This is a genomic window from Methylomonas sp. 11b (assembly GCF_000515215.1).
GTDB lineage: Bacteria > Pseudomonadota > Gammaproteobacteria > Methylococcales > Methylomonadaceae > Methylomonas.
In genome coordinates, this window is the sequence record NZ_KI911557.1 from 2,521,456 (window position 1) to 2,535,346 (window position 13,891).

Consider the following 13,891-nt stretch of genomic DNA (forward strand, 5'->3'; position numbering starts at 1 on the left):
GTGGTAAGAATGGCTAACAGAAACCGCAGGAGCCTTTGTTACGGCTGACACTCCGGCATCAAGGAACTGCGCCAATACTGGTCTTCCTTCTCGAACAAGCGGCGGCTTTCTTCCGGCCCCCAGGAGCCGGCCGGATAGGTGGCGATATAATCCCGCTCGGTCACCCAATTTTGCAAAATTGGGTCAACGATACGCCAAGCGTATTCCACTTCGTCAAAACGCAAAAATAGCGAGCGGTCGCCTTTCATGACGTCCAACAACAAGTCTTCGTAAGCATCGACACGGCGTTCGTCAGGATTGCGAAAACTCGCGTCCAGACTGGTGGTGCGGGTCCGCATTTCCAATCCGGCTTCCTTGACAGTCATTTCGATGCGGATGCATTCTTCCGGCTGAATTCCCAACAATATCCAGTTTGGCGTCATACACTGCACATGGGTATCGCGGAAAAATTGAAAGGGCGGATGCCGAAAACAAATCGCAATCGAAGACTGGCCCTTGGCCATGCGTTTGCCGGTACGTAAATAAAACGGCACGCCGCGCCAGCGCCAGTTGTCGATCAACAATTTCATCGCCGCATAGGTTTCGGTACTGCTGTCAGCGGGAATATTGGCTTCTTCCAGGTAGCCAACCACCTTATGACCGTCGATATTGCCTCGGGCATATTGGCCGCGAAAGGCATGCGCATGCACGGCCGATTTCGGGATCGGCCGAATGGACTTCAGCACTTTGACTTTTTCGTCGCGCAGCGATTCAGCGTCCATAGACACCGGCGGCTCCATCGCCACCAGCGTCAACAGTTGCAACAGATGGCTTTGCAACATGTCGCGCATCGCTCCGGCGCTGTCGTAATATTCGCCGCGGCTACCTATACCCAGCTCTTCGGAGTGAGTGATCTGCACATGATCGATGTAATTTCGATTCCATAAGGGTTCCAACATGACATTGGCGAAACGAAACACCAATACGTTCTGCACCATACCTTTACCCAGATAATGGTCGATGCGGTAAATCTGGTCTTCGCTCAAGTACCGGCTGAGGCGTTTTTGCAAGGCCTGCGCACTTTCCAAATCGTAACCGAACGGTTTTTCGATCACCACTCGTCGCCAGCCATATTCTTCGTTCAGCAGTTCCACCTGGCTCAAGGACTCGATGACGTTGCCGAAATCGCTGGGACCGATGGCGAGATAGAAGGCCATATTGCGGGAAAATCGCGGCTGAGCGTTTAGCGTTTCCGCCAGGGTTTTATAGCATTCCGGCTGATCAAGATCGCCGCGATGATAATCCAGCCTTTCGGCAAAACGGTTGAATACGGCCTCGTCCAAAGGCGTATTTGCCTGTTCTAGCAGTAAGGTCTTCACTTCCGCCAGCCAAGTCGCTCTATCCCAGGGACGGCGGCCCACCGCCAGGATACGCGTACCTTCCGGCAGTTTTTTTTCCAGCTCCAGATGATAGAAGCCGGGCATCAGCTTCAGCCGCGCCAAATTGCCGGTAGCACCGAAAATGACGTAAGTGCAGGGGTCTGTATTCATAAAAGCTACCTTGTCTTTACTTTGCAATATAGGGTGCAGTTTGCATCATTTGTGCGGGCGCGTCGAACTGGAAAGCGCGGCAGTCGCTAAAAGTGGCCAAGTTAAAACCACGCCAGATTCACCTTGGTCATAGTATGCAGCCATCGTCACCCAGATATTTCAGAACTTGATCCTGATTATCCAAAAGCCGAACCAGCTTAATTTTCATCGTACTAAAGCGCTGGCGCACCAACTCTGCGTCGGCTTGTGCCAATGCTTTTTGCAAGTTCTCGACGACCGCCAGGCAGTCGGCAAAATCGTAAAAACAAAAGGTGCCATGCAGTTTATGGTTCAACTCCCAAGCCTGTTGCAGCAAGCCATTGTCCACGGCCTTCTCGATCTCAAGTATTAATCCCGGCAACTGCTCAAATAATTTGACCATCAGGACTTGGCTCAACTGCTTATTATCCTGGGCTTTACGCAAAAGTTGCCCGGCATAATACTCGGCATTCACTGGCTCATGTTGCCGCCAACGCACCAGCAATTGCTCCAACTGGTAAAGGCGGACCGGTTTGACCAGACATTCGTTAAACCCGGCTGCAATCGCCCGTTCCTGCTGCTGATTTTGCGCGTGAGCCGTGACGGCGACTGCCGGCGTTTGCCGATTGTAGTTTTCGGTGCCGCGCAAATTTACGGCGACATCGAAACCACTCAAAAACGGCATATTTACATCCAGGAAGATGAAGTCGTAGCGGCGTTTTTGCAATAATTGCCAGGCCTCCCGCCCGTCTTTTGCCGACGTGATATTCGTCGTCCAGTATTCCAACTGCTCGCGCAATAGCCATAGATTGATTTCATTGTCGTCGGCAATCAGAATCGAAAAATCGTTGGTCATGGTTAATAGCTTCGAGCTGAGAATAATTTCCTGATACCGTTATCGAATGTTTCGCAGCAAAAATCAATCTATTGCATGGCAATACATCGTAAAACGTTCCACACCAAAAGCGCTAGGCAATAAAAAACCCCGGCACCTCGCGGCAACCGGGGTTTTCTGGCCGAGGCCGAACGGCGATTACATCATGCCGCCCATACCGCCCATGCCGCCCATATCAGGCATTGCAGGGGCTTTGTTGTCGGCTGGCGCATCGGCGATCATTACTTCGGTAGTGATCATCAAACCGGCAACCGAAGCTGCATTTTGCAAGGCAGAACGGGTGACTTTCGCAGGGTCCAAAATACCCATTGCGATCATGTCGCCGTATTCGCCGGTTGCCGCGTTGTAACCGAAGTTACCGGTGCCTTTTTTGACTTCATTTAAGACCACAGAGGCTTCGTCACCAGCATTGCTGACGATTTGGCGCAAAGGTTCTTCCATCGCCCGGCGCAGAATGCTGACACCCACATCTTGATCGTGGTTGATGCCTTTCAAGCCTTCCAGCGCAGATAATGCACGGATCAGCGCGGTACCGCCACCGGCAACCACACCTTCTTCAACCGCAGCGCGAGTTGAATGCAGCGCGTCTTCAACGCGAGCTTTCTTCTCTTTCATTTCCACTTCGGTCGCAGCACCGACTTTGATAACCGCTACGCCGCCAGCCAGTTTGGCCAAACGCTCTTGCAGTTTTTCACGGTCGTAATCGGAAGTGGCTTCATCGGCTTGCGCGCGGATTTGCGCAACACGACCTTTGATTTGATCTTCGTTACCAGCACCGTCGATGATGGTGGTGTTTTCTTTGTTGATTTGGACGCGTTTTGCAGTGCCCAATTGGCTGATGTCGGCTTTTTCCAAAGACAGACCCACTTCTTCAGAAATCACCACACCGCCGGTCAGAACCGCGATGTCTTCCAACATGGCTTTACGACGATCGCCGAAGCCTGGGGCTTTAACAGCGGCGACTTTAACGATGCCGCGCATGTTGTTAACAACCAGAGTTGCCAAGGCTTCGCCTTCGACATCTTCAGAAATGATCAACAAGGAACGGCCTGATTTAGCTACGCCTTCCAGAATCGGTAACAATTCGCGGATGTTGGAGATTTTTTTGTCGTACAACAGGACAAACGGGTCGTCCAGTTCTACGCTCATGCTTTCTTGTTTATTGATGAAGTAAGGAGACAGGTAGCCACGGTCGAACTGCATACCTTCCACTACATCCAGGTCATTTTCCAGACCGGTGCCTTCTTCAACAGTGATAACACCTTCTTTACCGACTTTTTCCATCGCTTCGGCGATGATTCTACCGACAGACTCGTCAGAGTTTGCAGAGATGGTACCTACTTGGGCGATAGCTTTGTTGTCTGTGCAAGGGGTTGAGGCGTTTTGAATCGCTGCAACCGCTGCAGTAACAGCTAAGTCAATACCGCGTTTCAAGTCCATTGGGTTCATACCCGCTGCGACTGATTTCAAACCTTCGTTAACAATGGCTTGAGCCAAAACGGTCGCAGTTGTAGTACCGTCGCCGGCTACATCAGAAGTTTTAGAAGCAACTTCTTTAACCATTTGCGCGCCCATGTTTTCGAATTTGTCTTTCAATTCGATTTCTTTCGCAACCGATACACCGTCTTTGGTGATGGTTGGCGCGCCAAAGCTTTTATCCAACACAGCGTTACGGCCTTTAGGACCCAAAGTAACTTTTACTGCGTTAGCCAGAACGTTAACGCCTTGCACCATCAATGCACGAGCGTCGCCACCAAATTTTACGTCTTTTGCTGCCATTTCTTATTCCTGAGATATTGGTTAAATTGAAAAAGAGTGTGTCGAACGAATTGGGATTAACCCAAAACACCCATGATGTCTTCTTCGCGCATGACGATGTATTGCTCGCCATCGACTTTAACTTCGGTGCCGGAATATTTGCCGAACAACACTCTGTCGCCAACTTTAACTTCCAGGGCACGTACTTGGCCGTTATCTAACGGTTTACCTGAACCGACTGCTAAAACTTCACCTTCGCTTGGTTTTTCTGCAGCTGAACCGGGCAACACGATGCCACCAGCGGTTTTGGTTTCTTCTTCAACGCGTTTTACGACGATACGGTCATGTAACGGACGAATTTTCATCAATGTCTCCTTAATGTAGATAAAGTTAAAGGTTAAAAACTTAATAAAGCTATTTAAAAAAAAGCTACCCCTTACGGAAGAAGCGAGCTTTTAAGCGGCCTCAAGTTTATTAGCACTCTCTAGCAACGAGTGCTAATAATATCCGGCTTTTGCACTCTGTCAAGCTCTTTGGCATCATCTGCGCCTCACTCAACCTCTGCAAACCATGAACGACGAACAATTACTCCGTTACAGCCGGCAAATCATGCTGCCGCAAATCGATATTGCCGGTCAGCAAAAACTACTTGATGCCAAAGTGTTAATCGTAGGCGCTGGTGGTTTAGGCTCACCTGCCTCTATGTATCTGGCCGCGGCCGGTATCGGCCAGATCACCGTTTACGACGACGACCAGGTCGATTTGACCAATTTGCAACGGCAGATTGCTCACAACACAGCCGATATAGGGTTGGATAAAGTTATTTCAACCCAGCAGACTTTGGAAAAAATTAATCCGGGCGTAAAAGTATTTGCTCGCAAACAGCGATTAGCCGGCGAACAGCTACTGGCAGAAGTGGCGGACACCGACGTGGTGCTGGACTGTAGCGATAATTTCACCACCCGCTTTGCCATCAATAAGGCTTGCGTAGACCAACAAACCCCATTGGTATCCGGCGCGGCGATCCGCTTCGAGGGCCAAGTCAGCATATTTACACCCGGCTTAAACGATAGCCCGTGCTATAACTGCCTCTATCAAAGCGATGGCGAGGAATTGCAAAATTGCGCCCGCAATGGCGTGATTGCTCCGATCACCGGCATCGTCGGCAGCATACAGGCCTTGGAAACGATAAAGCTGATAGTTGGCACCGGCAGCACATTGACTGGCCGTTTGCTGTTGCTGGACGGACTGAGCATGGAATGGCACAGCATGCGCTTGAAGAAAAATCCAAATTGCCCAAGCTGCGGCGCGAAGTAGGCTAATCCGCACAAAAAAGCCGGGCTGGCCCCGGCTTTCTATGACTGACGAACAAAAGCGCTAATTTAATTTTTACCCAGCTTGCCTTTAACCATCAGAATGGCTTTACTGACATTTCTCAATAGCGCCGAATCGCTATCGCCGTGCGGCTCGATGTCGCCAAACGGCTCGCCATTCTTCATGGTATACATGTAAATGAAATACCCTAACGGTGCGAAAGCGAAGATGGCAATAATCAACATCAACACCATTAATTCGATAACTCCGCCCATAAATACCTCCAACTATTTGTTTTTATTTTAATTTAGAATGAGATCATAGACCTCGGGTATGGACTATAACCCCATACCTTTTAGGGAACAAGTACAAAATACTGTTTGTCAATTCATGGGTTTAGCCACTGACCTATTTGCCCCTGGGCCAACTACGCCAACGCCGTTTTCAACCATCAATCTGAGCATATGGACAATTACCCTAAAGCCGACTGGCACAGCCAAACGCCGGAAACCGTATTAACGCATTTTGCCGTAGAACTGGGTCAAGGCCTGAGAGATGAAGAAGCGCAAAAACGCCTTGTGACAAACGGCGCAAACCGTCTGACCGCTCGCCGTGGCAAAGGCCCTTTGCTTTTGCTACTGGCGCAATTTCATCAACCCCTGATCTACATCCTGCTGTTCTCCGCTGCCACCACCGCGTTCCTAGAGGAATGGACCGACAGCAGTGTCATCTTCGGTGTCGTCATCATCAATGCTGTAATCGGCTTCATCCAGGAAGCCAACGCGCTGAAAGCGATTAATGCGCTGGCTCAGACCTTGAACATCAGCAGTAATGTACTGCGTGACGGCCAGCGCCGGAGCATAGCCGCTGCTGAACTAGTGCCCGGCGATTTGATATTTCTGCAATCCGGCGACAAGGTACCCGCCGATTTGCGCCTATTGCAAAGCCGCGAACTGAAAATCGACGAGTCCGCGCTCACCGGCGAATCGGTACCGGTGGAAAAACAGGCGCAAACCTTGCCCGTAACCACCTTATTGGCTGATCGCGCCAATATGGCGTATTCCTCGACTCTGGTCAGCTACGGCAGCGCGCTGGCCGTAGTGGTAAGCACCGGCGACAACACCGAAATCGGCCGCATCAACAAGCTGATCGGTAGCGCCGAACCCTTGGAAACGCCGCTAACCCTAAAAATGAGCCAGTTCAGTCAATTGTTGCTCTGGGTCATCGTCGGCTGCGCGGCGGTAACCTTTGCGGTGGGTGTCTGGCGCGGTGAAACCATGTTGAATATGTTCATGGCTTCGGTGGCGCTGGCAGTTGGCGCCATCCCGGAAGGCCTGCCGGCCGCGTTGACCATTACCCTGGCTATCGGCGTCTCGCGGATGGCCAAGCGCAATGCCATCATTCGCAAACTGCCGGCGGTGGAAACACTGGGCAGTACCACGGTGATCTGTTCGGACAAGACCGGCACCTTGACGCAAAACCAAATGACCGTGCAATTCGTGCAGGCCGGCGGTGAAGTATTCGAGGTCAGCGGCAGCGGCTACACGCCGGACGGTGAATTTACCAGCCAAAAACAAGCGGTCGATCCAACCCAAAAACCGGCACTATTGGAATGTCTGAAAGCCGGCCTACTTTGCAACGACGCCAGATTACTCGCCGACGCCGACAGCTGGCGTATCGAAGGCGACCCTACCGAAGCCGCCTTGCTGGTAGCGGCCCACAAAGCCGGTCTGCATCAAGCCAGCGTCAGCGGCGATCATCCGCGTCTGGACGCGATTCCTTTCGAATCGGAACACCAATTCATGGCAACCTTGCACCACGATCTAGCCGAGGATGCCCGGCATATTTATTTGAAAGGTTCCCTGGAAAGCCTGTTGCAGCGCTGCGACAACGCCTTCTCCGCCGACATGCAATTGGTGCCGCTGGATAAAAATCGTCTGAGCCAACAAGCCGAAGCATTTGCCGCACAAGGCTTGAGAGTCCTGGCCTTTGCACGCGCAGAGCACAATGACGATGCCGTTGAACACCGCGAAGTGGGTGGCGGCCTGACTTTTCTGGGCTTGCAAGCCATGATCGACCCGCCCCGCCCCGAGGCTGCCAGAGCCATTGCCGCCTGTTATAAGGCCGGTATCTCGGTGAAAATGATCACCGGCGACCACCCAGTCACCGCGCTGGCCATCGCCAAGCAGCTGAGTATGCATCACACCGAACGCGTGATCAGCGGCGCCGAACTGCAAAACTACAGCGAGGCCGACTATCGCAAACACGTCAAGGACTGCGATGTATTCGCCCGCATCGCGCCGGAGCAAAAATTGCAACTGGTGCAAGCGCTGCAAGCCAACGGTCACGTGGTAGCCATGACCGGGGACGGCGTCAATGATGCCCCGGCACTGCGGCAAGCCAACATCGGCGTGGCGATGGGCATGGGCGGCACCGAAGTCGCCAAAGAAGCCGCAGCCATGGTATTGACTGACGACCACTTCGCTACCATCGAAGCGGCGGTAGAGGAAGGCCGCGGCGTGTTCGACAATCTGGTGAAATTCATCGCCTGGACCTTGCCGACCAATCTCGGCGAGGGTCTGGTGATTACTGCCGCCGTATTCGCCAATGTCGCCCTGCCTATCACCCCTCTGCAAATTCTGTGGATCAATATGACCACTGCGGTGTTACTGGGCTTGATGCTGGCTTTCGAACCCAAGGAACCGGGCTTGATGCTGCGTAAGCCGCGTAACCGCAAACAACCGATCTTGACCAAACACCTGATGTTTCGTATCTGTCTGGTCGGCTTTTTATTGCTTGCAGGCGCGTTCGGGCTGTTCGAATGGGAACTATCACACAACGAAACCCTGGCCAAAGCCCGCACCGTAGCGGTCAACGTGTTTGTATTCGGTTCCGTGTTTTATCTATTCAACTGCCGCTCGCTAAATTATTCGATGTTCCGCGTCGGCGTATTTTCCAATCTATGGCTGATTTTTGGCGTGGTCAGCATGACTTTGCTGCAACTACTGTTTACCTACTGGCCACCGATGCAGGCCTTGTTCGGTAGCGCGGCAATCGGGCCTGACGAGTGGCTGTTGATTTTGGGGGTTAGCGTAGTCATTTACGCGGCGATAGGGCTGGAAAAGCTAATCGTTCGGCGTTTCAGGCGACATTGATCCGGCAAACGCGTCGAGCGCTGCCAATAGCGTCTCCAAGCTTGTTAGGGACTGCTTATCCAGCGCATCTTGTGATTCCAACTGCGCTTTGACTATGGCGCCGTCGATCGCCACCGCAGCCGCATTTGCCAACTGCTGCCGGTTTGGGCCATCCGGCAATAGCTCGGTAATCACCCGCACCATATCCTGTTTGTGCTGTTGGCAGATGTCCAGCACATCGGGTAATACTCCACCTAATTCGGCAACAGTATTGATAAACGCGCAGCCACGATAAATCGGTTTGCGAAACCATTCTGCCATAGTCGCCACCAGCGGCATCAATCCCGCACCCGCTCGCCCGCCGTGACGCTGTAAGGCATCGTTAAACCAGGCCATCCACAGGTCGTGCCGGTAATCCAAAAACGCCCGGATCAAATCGTTTTTGCTGGGGAAATACCGATAGAACGTCACTTTCGTCACGCCGGACTCGGCGATCACTTTGTCGATGCCGGTAGCGCGAATACCGTCGCGATAAAACAGATCATGCGCGGTCAGCAAGATCCGCTCCCGAGGCGGGCGGTCCGAAATACTAGTTGTGGGATCAGAAATCATTTTTCGATTGTAGACAAGTCTGTCTACAATTGCTACCATCACCAAACGTAGACAACCCTGTCTACATCATTTTCAACCCGCCCAGGAGCACAACAATGGACAGCAAACCGCCTTTACCGCCATTTACCGCCGAAACCGCCGCGCAAAAAGTCCGGATGGCCGAAGATGCCTGGAATAGCCGCGATCCAGATCGCGTCGTCCAGGTATATACCGAAGATAGTCGTTGGCGCAATCGCGCCGAGTTTCCGGTGGGTCGCGCACAAATCCGCGAATTTTTACAACGCAAGTGGGCCAAGGAATTGGATTACCGGCTGATCAAAGAGTTGTGGGCTTATACCGACAACCGGATCGCGGTGCGTTTTGCTTACGAGTGGCATGACGACGCCGGCAACTGTTTTCGCAGCTACGGCAACGAGAATTGGGAATTCAACGAATACGGATTGATGCAGCGCCGCTTTGCCAGCATCAACGATTTACCGATTAAGGCCGATGACCGCTTATTCCATTGGCCGTTGGGCCGGCGACCGGACGATCATGCCGATTTAACAGAATTGGGCTTATGAAATTTGCCGGTAGGGGCGAATTTATTCGCCCTCTATAAATAAAAAAGGGCGGATAAATCCGCCCCTGTGATCAAGCCAAAAACGTATTAATGACTAACTTCGACTTTGCCGCCTTTTTTCTGGCCGATGGCCGCCAGCGTTTCGGTGAACCAGTCGGTATCGATATTGAACGGCTTGCCGCCTTTGATACGTGGAAACTCGATAGCGCGCAATACGTTGCCGTTATCTTCGTCATGCCCCATCACGCCGGATTCACGGCGGAAGGCACATTCCACTGCCAAGTCGGCGCATGATTTGATCAGACGCATGTCATCAACGTTGGCTGCGGCAGCGCGGGCAAAGTAACCTGATTTTTGTACCAGGGTTTTTTCCGCACCGATCATTTGCGCGAATTGTTCACCGAACCATTTGCCAGGATTAACTGCATCCAGTTTGATGTGGCCGAATGCATCACGCGGCACTTCCTGGCCTTTGGCTTGCAATTCGGCAACTATAGCTTCTACGCCGGCACCTTCTGAAACGAAGATATTCACGCAGTCGACTTTATCCATCACTTCGCGCAAACGCTTGGCTTCGGCTTCTAAATCAATCGCCATTTCCGGGACGAAAACCGCATGCACTTCATATGATTCGCGCGATAAACCCAACTCAGGCAACCACTCGGCGCGATCCAGTAATTTGCGATATTCCTGCGCAGTCGCGGCGGTCAACCAGCCGCAGTTACGGCCCATCACTTCGTGAACGATCAACATGCGTGGGTTGGAATTGTTCTCTGCTACCACGTTCATGAAATAACTGGCGCCTTGCTCAGCAGCGGTCCAGGCACCCAGGGATTGTTTGATCGGGAATACGTCGTTATCGACGGTTTTCGGCAAACCGATCACGGTCAAGCCGTAGTTGTTTTTGGCCAGAAACGCCGCCAAATCGGCAGCGGCAGTATTGGTGTCATCGCCGCCGATAGTGTGCAGAATATCGACGCCGTCTTTGATTAATTGGTCAGCTGCGACTTTTTGTGGGTCTTCGCCTTCTTTCACCAAACCGCGTTTCACGCAGTCTTTGATATTGGTCAGTTTGACGCGGCTGTTGCCGATCACTGAGCCGCCGAAACGTTGCAGCAAGCCGGCTTTGGCGCGCACCTCGGCAGTCACAGGGTAAGAGTCGCCAAGCAGCAGGCCTTTGTAGCCGCCGCGATAGCAAATAATTTCGATGCTGGGATCAATTTCTGTGTAGCGTTCAATCAGGCTGCCGATAGCGGAGTTCAGGCAAGGCGCCAAACCGCCGGCCGTGAGGATTGCGACTTTTTTGGGTTTGTTCATGAGCGTTTCGAATAAAAAGTTAAGAAAAAAGTGATGGCTCGGCGTACCAACCATCAGCTATCGCCGCGTCTTAGCGCCGGCGTTGCGATCCCTTTTGCCGCAACACTCGCCAAAACGGTGCAAGCCGCGCGATTCTAACACAAGCTTTTCTTTTATCAGGCAATGTTCGATGATCGCTCAACTCACCCAGCTTAACTGGCTGCGCCACAAACACTACCGAAGCAAAATCCAGCGGCGCGGAAACATGAATAAACGCCGAATAGGTTAACGGCTCGACATCGGTCGTAGTGATACTAACTTTGGTGTGTTTGCCGCAATCGCTGACTGATAGCGACAAATAATCGCTGAGCCCGTGCTCGGACTGAGTGAGTAACAAATCCTCAAGTGGCACCGCAAGCTTGCCGCGTCTGACACCTTGAGTTTGTTGAGATGAATTGACTGTCATGATGTACCTACTCCGCACTGAACTAGCTAAATAGCGGTGGTAAGCTTATCGTCATTCCGATTTCTGACCAGTGTACCAAGGTTCTAAATCAACCTAGATCAAGGACTTAAGCGCTACGCGGCAAGCAACCAATCCTCAACCAAGCGACAAAACGCGTCCGGCTCTTCAACGTAAAGCCAATGGCCGGTATCTGGAATTTTCGCGATTTTGGCTTGCGGAAACACCGCATAAATCGCCTCTTCATCCAGATATTTTGAGTTTCCACCACCAATAAATAAAACCGGCCGGAAAAATCGGCTGTTACCTACATCCGGAAAACCGACGATGTGATGGGCATTTCTTTGAATAATATCCAGATTGATCCGCCAGTAGTAATTGCCGTCTTTCAACAGCAAGTTTTGCAATAAAAACTGCCGGTAAGCAAGATCGGGAACCGCTTCCGCTAGCGCCTCTTCCGCTTGCTTACGATTACCAATGCTATCGACCGGTAAACGACTAAGGGCATCGACCAGATCGTCGAAGCTATGCTGATAACTGACCGGGGCGATGTCGGCAACGATCAAACCGGCAACCCGCTCCGGATAATGCAGCGCAAACCACATCACCGCCTTACCGCCCATGCTATGACCGAGCAGGTGCGCGCTTGCTATACCATGATCATCCATGAAAGCCAACAGATCGGCGGCCATGCTGGGATAATCCAGCACCTCGGCATGCGGCGAACTGCCATGATTGCGCATATCCAACACATAAACATGTTGCTGCTCGGCCAGGCGTTTGGCCACGGAGCGCCAGTTACGCGAGGCGGCCAGAAAACCATGCACAATGAGTAATGGTGTGCCGCCGGGCTCCCCGAAACTATCGTAAGCCAGTTCGATGGTGGTCATCGTCACTCCGCTCAAGCAAAGCCGAAAATTGCGCCCAACACCCCGCCGAACACGCCTCCCCACACGACCAACCACCCCAAATGCTGCTTGATGATGGACTGCACCATTTCTTTGACCAATTGCGGCGTTAGTTCGCTCAAACGCCTATCGATCACCATTTCGATTTTGCCGGTCAAATCCTCGCCAATCTTGTGCGCATTCAACCCGTGCTGCAAAGCGTGTTTAAACCGTTCGGACTCCACCATTTCCGATAGGGTGTGCTGCATTTTTTCGGTAAAGGGTTGTTTTAGCGGCAATAACGCCTCTTCGCCGCCCATCATCAACAACATGCCGCCAAACGACGAAGCCATGATCGACGACACCAAGCCTTCATAGACTTTGTCATAATCGACCGCGTTTAACAAAGGTTGCAGATTCAGAATCCGCCCTCCTTGTTGCTCTTCTCTTTCGATGAACTGTTCGATGTTTTCGACGGTAAAAAACTGCTGCATCATCAAGGCCTTGATCGATGCTTTAAACTCTTCGAAGCGCGCCGGGATAATCCCCGATCCATATAAGAACGGCACTTTTTCGAACAGCATATGAATGGCCAACCAGTTGGTAATTGCCCCGGAAAACGCAAAAAAACCGATCGCTTTCAAAGTTTCCGGATAAAACGGGCTGACATAGCCGGCAGCGATAATCAACAGGGAGATAAAATTGGTTAAAAAGCTTTGGTTTAGTAATTTTTTCATTCTTTTGTTAAGTAACATGCGAACAGCAAATTTTGCCAAACACTGTTGCCGTAGGCCAGCATAAATTGGGACTAGATATGAACATGACTATTTCTCCGAATCATCACGGTGAACCCGGTAGCCAAATTCGATTTGCAACCGGGATATGTCCGTTGGGCTGGCTGCTTGTGGCTGTAAAACCAAGCGGCGTTTGCGCAATTGCCTTGGGCGATGCTCCGGATAAACTGACGACAGCCTTCCAGGACAAATATCCCGAAGCGGAATATATAGACGTCTCCCCCGAATTAGAACGCATTTTCGCCAAATTACGAAAATTTATCGACATACCAGAGCTGGGACTGGAGTTAATTTTAGATACTGGAGGAACACCGTTCCAACAGCGCGTTTGGCAGGCATTACGGGAAATCCCTGTCGGCGCCACCGCTAGTTACAGCGAAATTGCCCGGCGCATAGGTTCGCCGAATTCGGCGCGTGCGGTGGCGAGCGCTTGCGCTGCCAATCCTTTGGCCATAGCAATACCATGCCACCGGGTATTAAGCATTGACGGAAAATTATCGGGCTATCGCTGGGGCTTGGAACGCAAAGCAGCGTTATTACACAGGGAGTTGCTGTAAATCGAAAGCAGATGGTAGAACTATAATCCGAAAATCGGCGGCCCGCGCCGATGAAAACCCATTGATTCAAGG

Annotated in this window: 14 protein-coding genes; 4 read left to right on the forward strand and 10 right to left on the reverse strand. The window is 51.8% G+C overall.

Annotation, left to right across the window (positions count from 1 at the left end; all coding sequences use genetic code 11):
• Positions 1 to 38: 38 nt before the first annotated feature.
• From zwf to groES, 4 genes are all read right to left on the reverse strand, one after another.
• On the reverse strand, positions 39 to 1,529 hold the full coding sequence (gene zwf / locus METH11B_RS0112110; RefSeq protein ID WP_026602237.1) for a glucose-6-phosphate dehydrogenase: 1,491 nt from the start codon (positions 1,527 to 1,529) through the stop codon (positions 39 to 41).
• Between the two features lie 127 nt (positions 1,530 to 1,656).
• Entirely contained in the window at positions 1,657 to 2,403 is a 747-nt protein-coding gene (locus METH11B_RS0112115) for a response regulator (RefSeq protein WP_026602238.1), read from the reverse strand.
• 177 nt (positions 2,404 to 2,580) lie between these two features.
• Positions 2,581 to 4,221, reverse strand: a complete 1,641-nt coding sequence (gene groL, locus METH11B_RS0112120) for a chaperonin GroEL (protein WP_020484652.1) — start codon at positions 4,219 to 4,221, stop codon at positions 2,581 to 2,583.
• A gap of 56 nt (positions 4,222 to 4,277) precedes the next feature.
• Complete coding sequence (gene groES, locus METH11B_RS0112125) at positions 4,278 to 4,565, reverse strand: co-chaperone GroES (protein ID WP_020484651.1); 288 nt, start codon at positions 4,563 to 4,565, stop codon at positions 4,278 to 4,280.
• A 205-nt stretch (positions 4,566 to 4,770) separates the two neighbouring features.
• Between groES and METH11B_RS0112130 the strand changes: the two genes are divergently transcribed.
• Positions 4,771 to 5,517, forward strand: coding sequence for a HesA/MoeB/ThiF family protein (locus METH11B_RS0112130; RefSeq protein ID WP_026602239.1), 747 nt, complete (start codon positions 4,771 to 4,773; stop codon positions 5,515 to 5,517).
• 65 nt (positions 5,518 to 5,582) lie between these two features.
• Here METH11B_RS0112130 and METH11B_RS0112135 read toward each other — a convergent pair whose 3' ends face one another.
• A complete protein-coding gene (locus tag METH11B_RS0112135; RefSeq protein WP_020484649.1) occupies positions 5,583 to 5,789 on the reverse strand; it encodes a hypothetical protein in 207 nt (68 codons plus the stop codon).
• A gap of 189 nt (positions 5,790 to 5,978) precedes the next feature.
• Between METH11B_RS0112135 and METH11B_RS0112140 the strand changes: the two genes are divergently transcribed.
• Positions 5,979 to 8,669: a cation-transporting P-type ATPase gene (locus tag METH11B_RS0112140; protein ID WP_026602240.1), complete on the forward strand. Its 2,691-nt coding sequence runs from the start codon at positions 5,979 to 5,981 to the stop codon at positions 8,667 to 8,669.
• Here the strand turns inward: METH11B_RS0112140 and METH11B_RS0112145 are convergent.
• Positions 8,640 to 9,206: a TetR/AcrR family transcriptional regulator gene (locus METH11B_RS0112145; protein WP_026602241.1), complete on the reverse strand. Its 567-nt coding sequence runs from the start codon at positions 9,204 to 9,206 to the stop codon at positions 8,640 to 8,642. The genes METH11B_RS0112140 and METH11B_RS0112145 overlap by 30 nt on opposite strands.
• A gap of 149 nt (positions 9,207 to 9,355) precedes the next feature.
• Here METH11B_RS0112145 and METH11B_RS0112150 point away from each other — a divergent pair, with 149 nt between their 5' ends.
• Complete coding sequence (locus METH11B_RS0112150) at positions 9,356 to 9,823, forward strand: nuclear transport factor 2 family protein (RefSeq protein ID WP_020484646.1); 468 nt, start codon at positions 9,356 to 9,358, stop codon at positions 9,821 to 9,823.
• An 86-nt stretch (positions 9,824 to 9,909) separates the two neighbouring features.
• Here the strand turns inward: METH11B_RS0112150 and METH11B_RS0112155 are convergent, their stop codons facing one another.
• From METH11B_RS0112155 to METH11B_RS0112170, 4 genes are all read right to left on the reverse strand, one after another.
• A complete protein-coding gene (locus METH11B_RS0112155) occupies positions 9,910 to 11,139 on the reverse strand; it encodes a pyrophosphate--fructose-6-phosphate 1-phosphotransferase (protein ID WP_036277424.1) in 1,230 nt (409 codons plus the stop codon).
• A gap of 70 nt (positions 11,140 to 11,209) precedes the next feature.
• The gene (locus tag METH11B_RS0112160) at positions 11,210 to 11,584 is read right to left on the reverse strand and encodes a hypothetical protein (protein WP_026602243.1); all 375 of its coding nucleotides are present in this window, start codon (positions 11,582 to 11,584) and stop codon (positions 11,210 to 11,212) included.
• Positions 11,585 to 11,697: 113 nt separating this feature from the next.
• Entirely contained in the window at positions 11,698 to 12,471 is a 774-nt protein-coding gene (locus METH11B_RS0112165; protein WP_026602244.1) for an alpha/beta fold hydrolase, read from the reverse strand.
• An 11-nt stretch (positions 12,472 to 12,482) separates the two neighbouring features.
• Positions 12,483 to 13,205: a hypothetical protein gene (locus tag METH11B_RS0112170; protein ID WP_026602245.1), complete on the reverse strand. Its 723-nt coding sequence runs from the start codon at positions 13,203 to 13,205 to the stop codon at positions 12,483 to 12,485.
• Between the two features lie 83 nt (positions 13,206 to 13,288).
• On the opposite strand from METH11B_RS0112170, the gene METH11B_RS0112175 reads away from it, so the two are divergent.
• Positions 13,289 to 13,819 (forward strand): methylated-DNA--[protein]-cysteine S-methyltransferase, encoded by a 531-nt coding sequence (locus METH11B_RS0112175; protein WP_231499614.1) that lies wholly within the window; start codon positions 13,289 to 13,291, stop codon positions 13,817 to 13,819.
• Positions 13,820 to 13,891 lie beyond the last annotated feature (72 nt).

Excerpts from the sequence above, each read along its gene's own strand:
- zwf (WP_026602237.1), bottom strand. The coding sequence starts at position 1,529 with ATGAATACAGACCCCTGCACTTACGTCATTTTCGGTGCTACCGGCAAT.
- METH11B_RS0112115 (WP_026602238.1), bottom strand. The coding sequence starts at position 2,403 with ATGACCAACGATTTTTCGATTCTGATTGCCGACGACAATGAAATCAAT.
- groL (WP_020484652.1), bottom strand. The coding sequence starts at position 4,221 with ATGGCAGCAAAAGACGTAAAATTTGGTGGCGACGCTCGTGCATTGATG.
- groES (WP_020484651.1), bottom strand. The coding sequence starts at position 4,565 with ATGAAAATTCGTCCGTTACATGACCGTATCGTCGTAAAACGCGTTGAA.
- METH11B_RS0112130 (WP_026602239.1), top strand. The coding sequence starts at position 4,771 with ATGAACGACGAACAATTACTCCGTTACAGCCGGCAAATCATGCTGCCG.
- METH11B_RS0112135 (WP_020484649.1), bottom strand. The coding sequence starts at position 5,789 with ATGGGCGGAGTTATCGAATTAATGGTGTTGATGTTGATTATTGCCATC.
- METH11B_RS0112140 (WP_026602240.1), top strand. The coding sequence starts at position 5,979 with ATGGACAATTACCCTAAAGCCGACTGGCACAGCCAAACGCCGGAAACC.
- METH11B_RS0112150 (WP_020484646.1), top strand. The coding sequence starts at position 9,356 with ATGGACAGCAAACCGCCTTTACCGCCATTTACCGCCGAAACCGCCGCG.
- METH11B_RS0112155 (WP_036277424.1), bottom strand. The coding sequence starts at position 11,139 with ATGAACAAACCCAAAAAAGTCGCAATCCTCACGGCCGGCGGTTTGGCG.
- METH11B_RS0112160 (WP_026602243.1), bottom strand. The coding sequence starts at position 11,584 with ATGACAGTCAATTCATCTCAACAAACTCAAGGTGTCAGACGCGGCAAG.
- METH11B_RS0112165 (WP_026602244.1), bottom strand. The coding sequence starts at position 12,471 with ATGACCACCATCGAACTGGCTTACGATAGTTTCGGGGAGCCCGGCGGC.
- METH11B_RS0112170 (WP_026602245.1), bottom strand. The coding sequence starts at position 13,205 with ATGAAAAAATTACTAAACCAAAGCTTTTTAACCAATTTTATCTCCCTG.
- METH11B_RS0112175 (WP_231499614.1), top strand. The coding sequence starts at position 13,289 with ATGACTATTTCTCCGAATCATCACGGTGAACCCGGTAGCCAAATTCGA.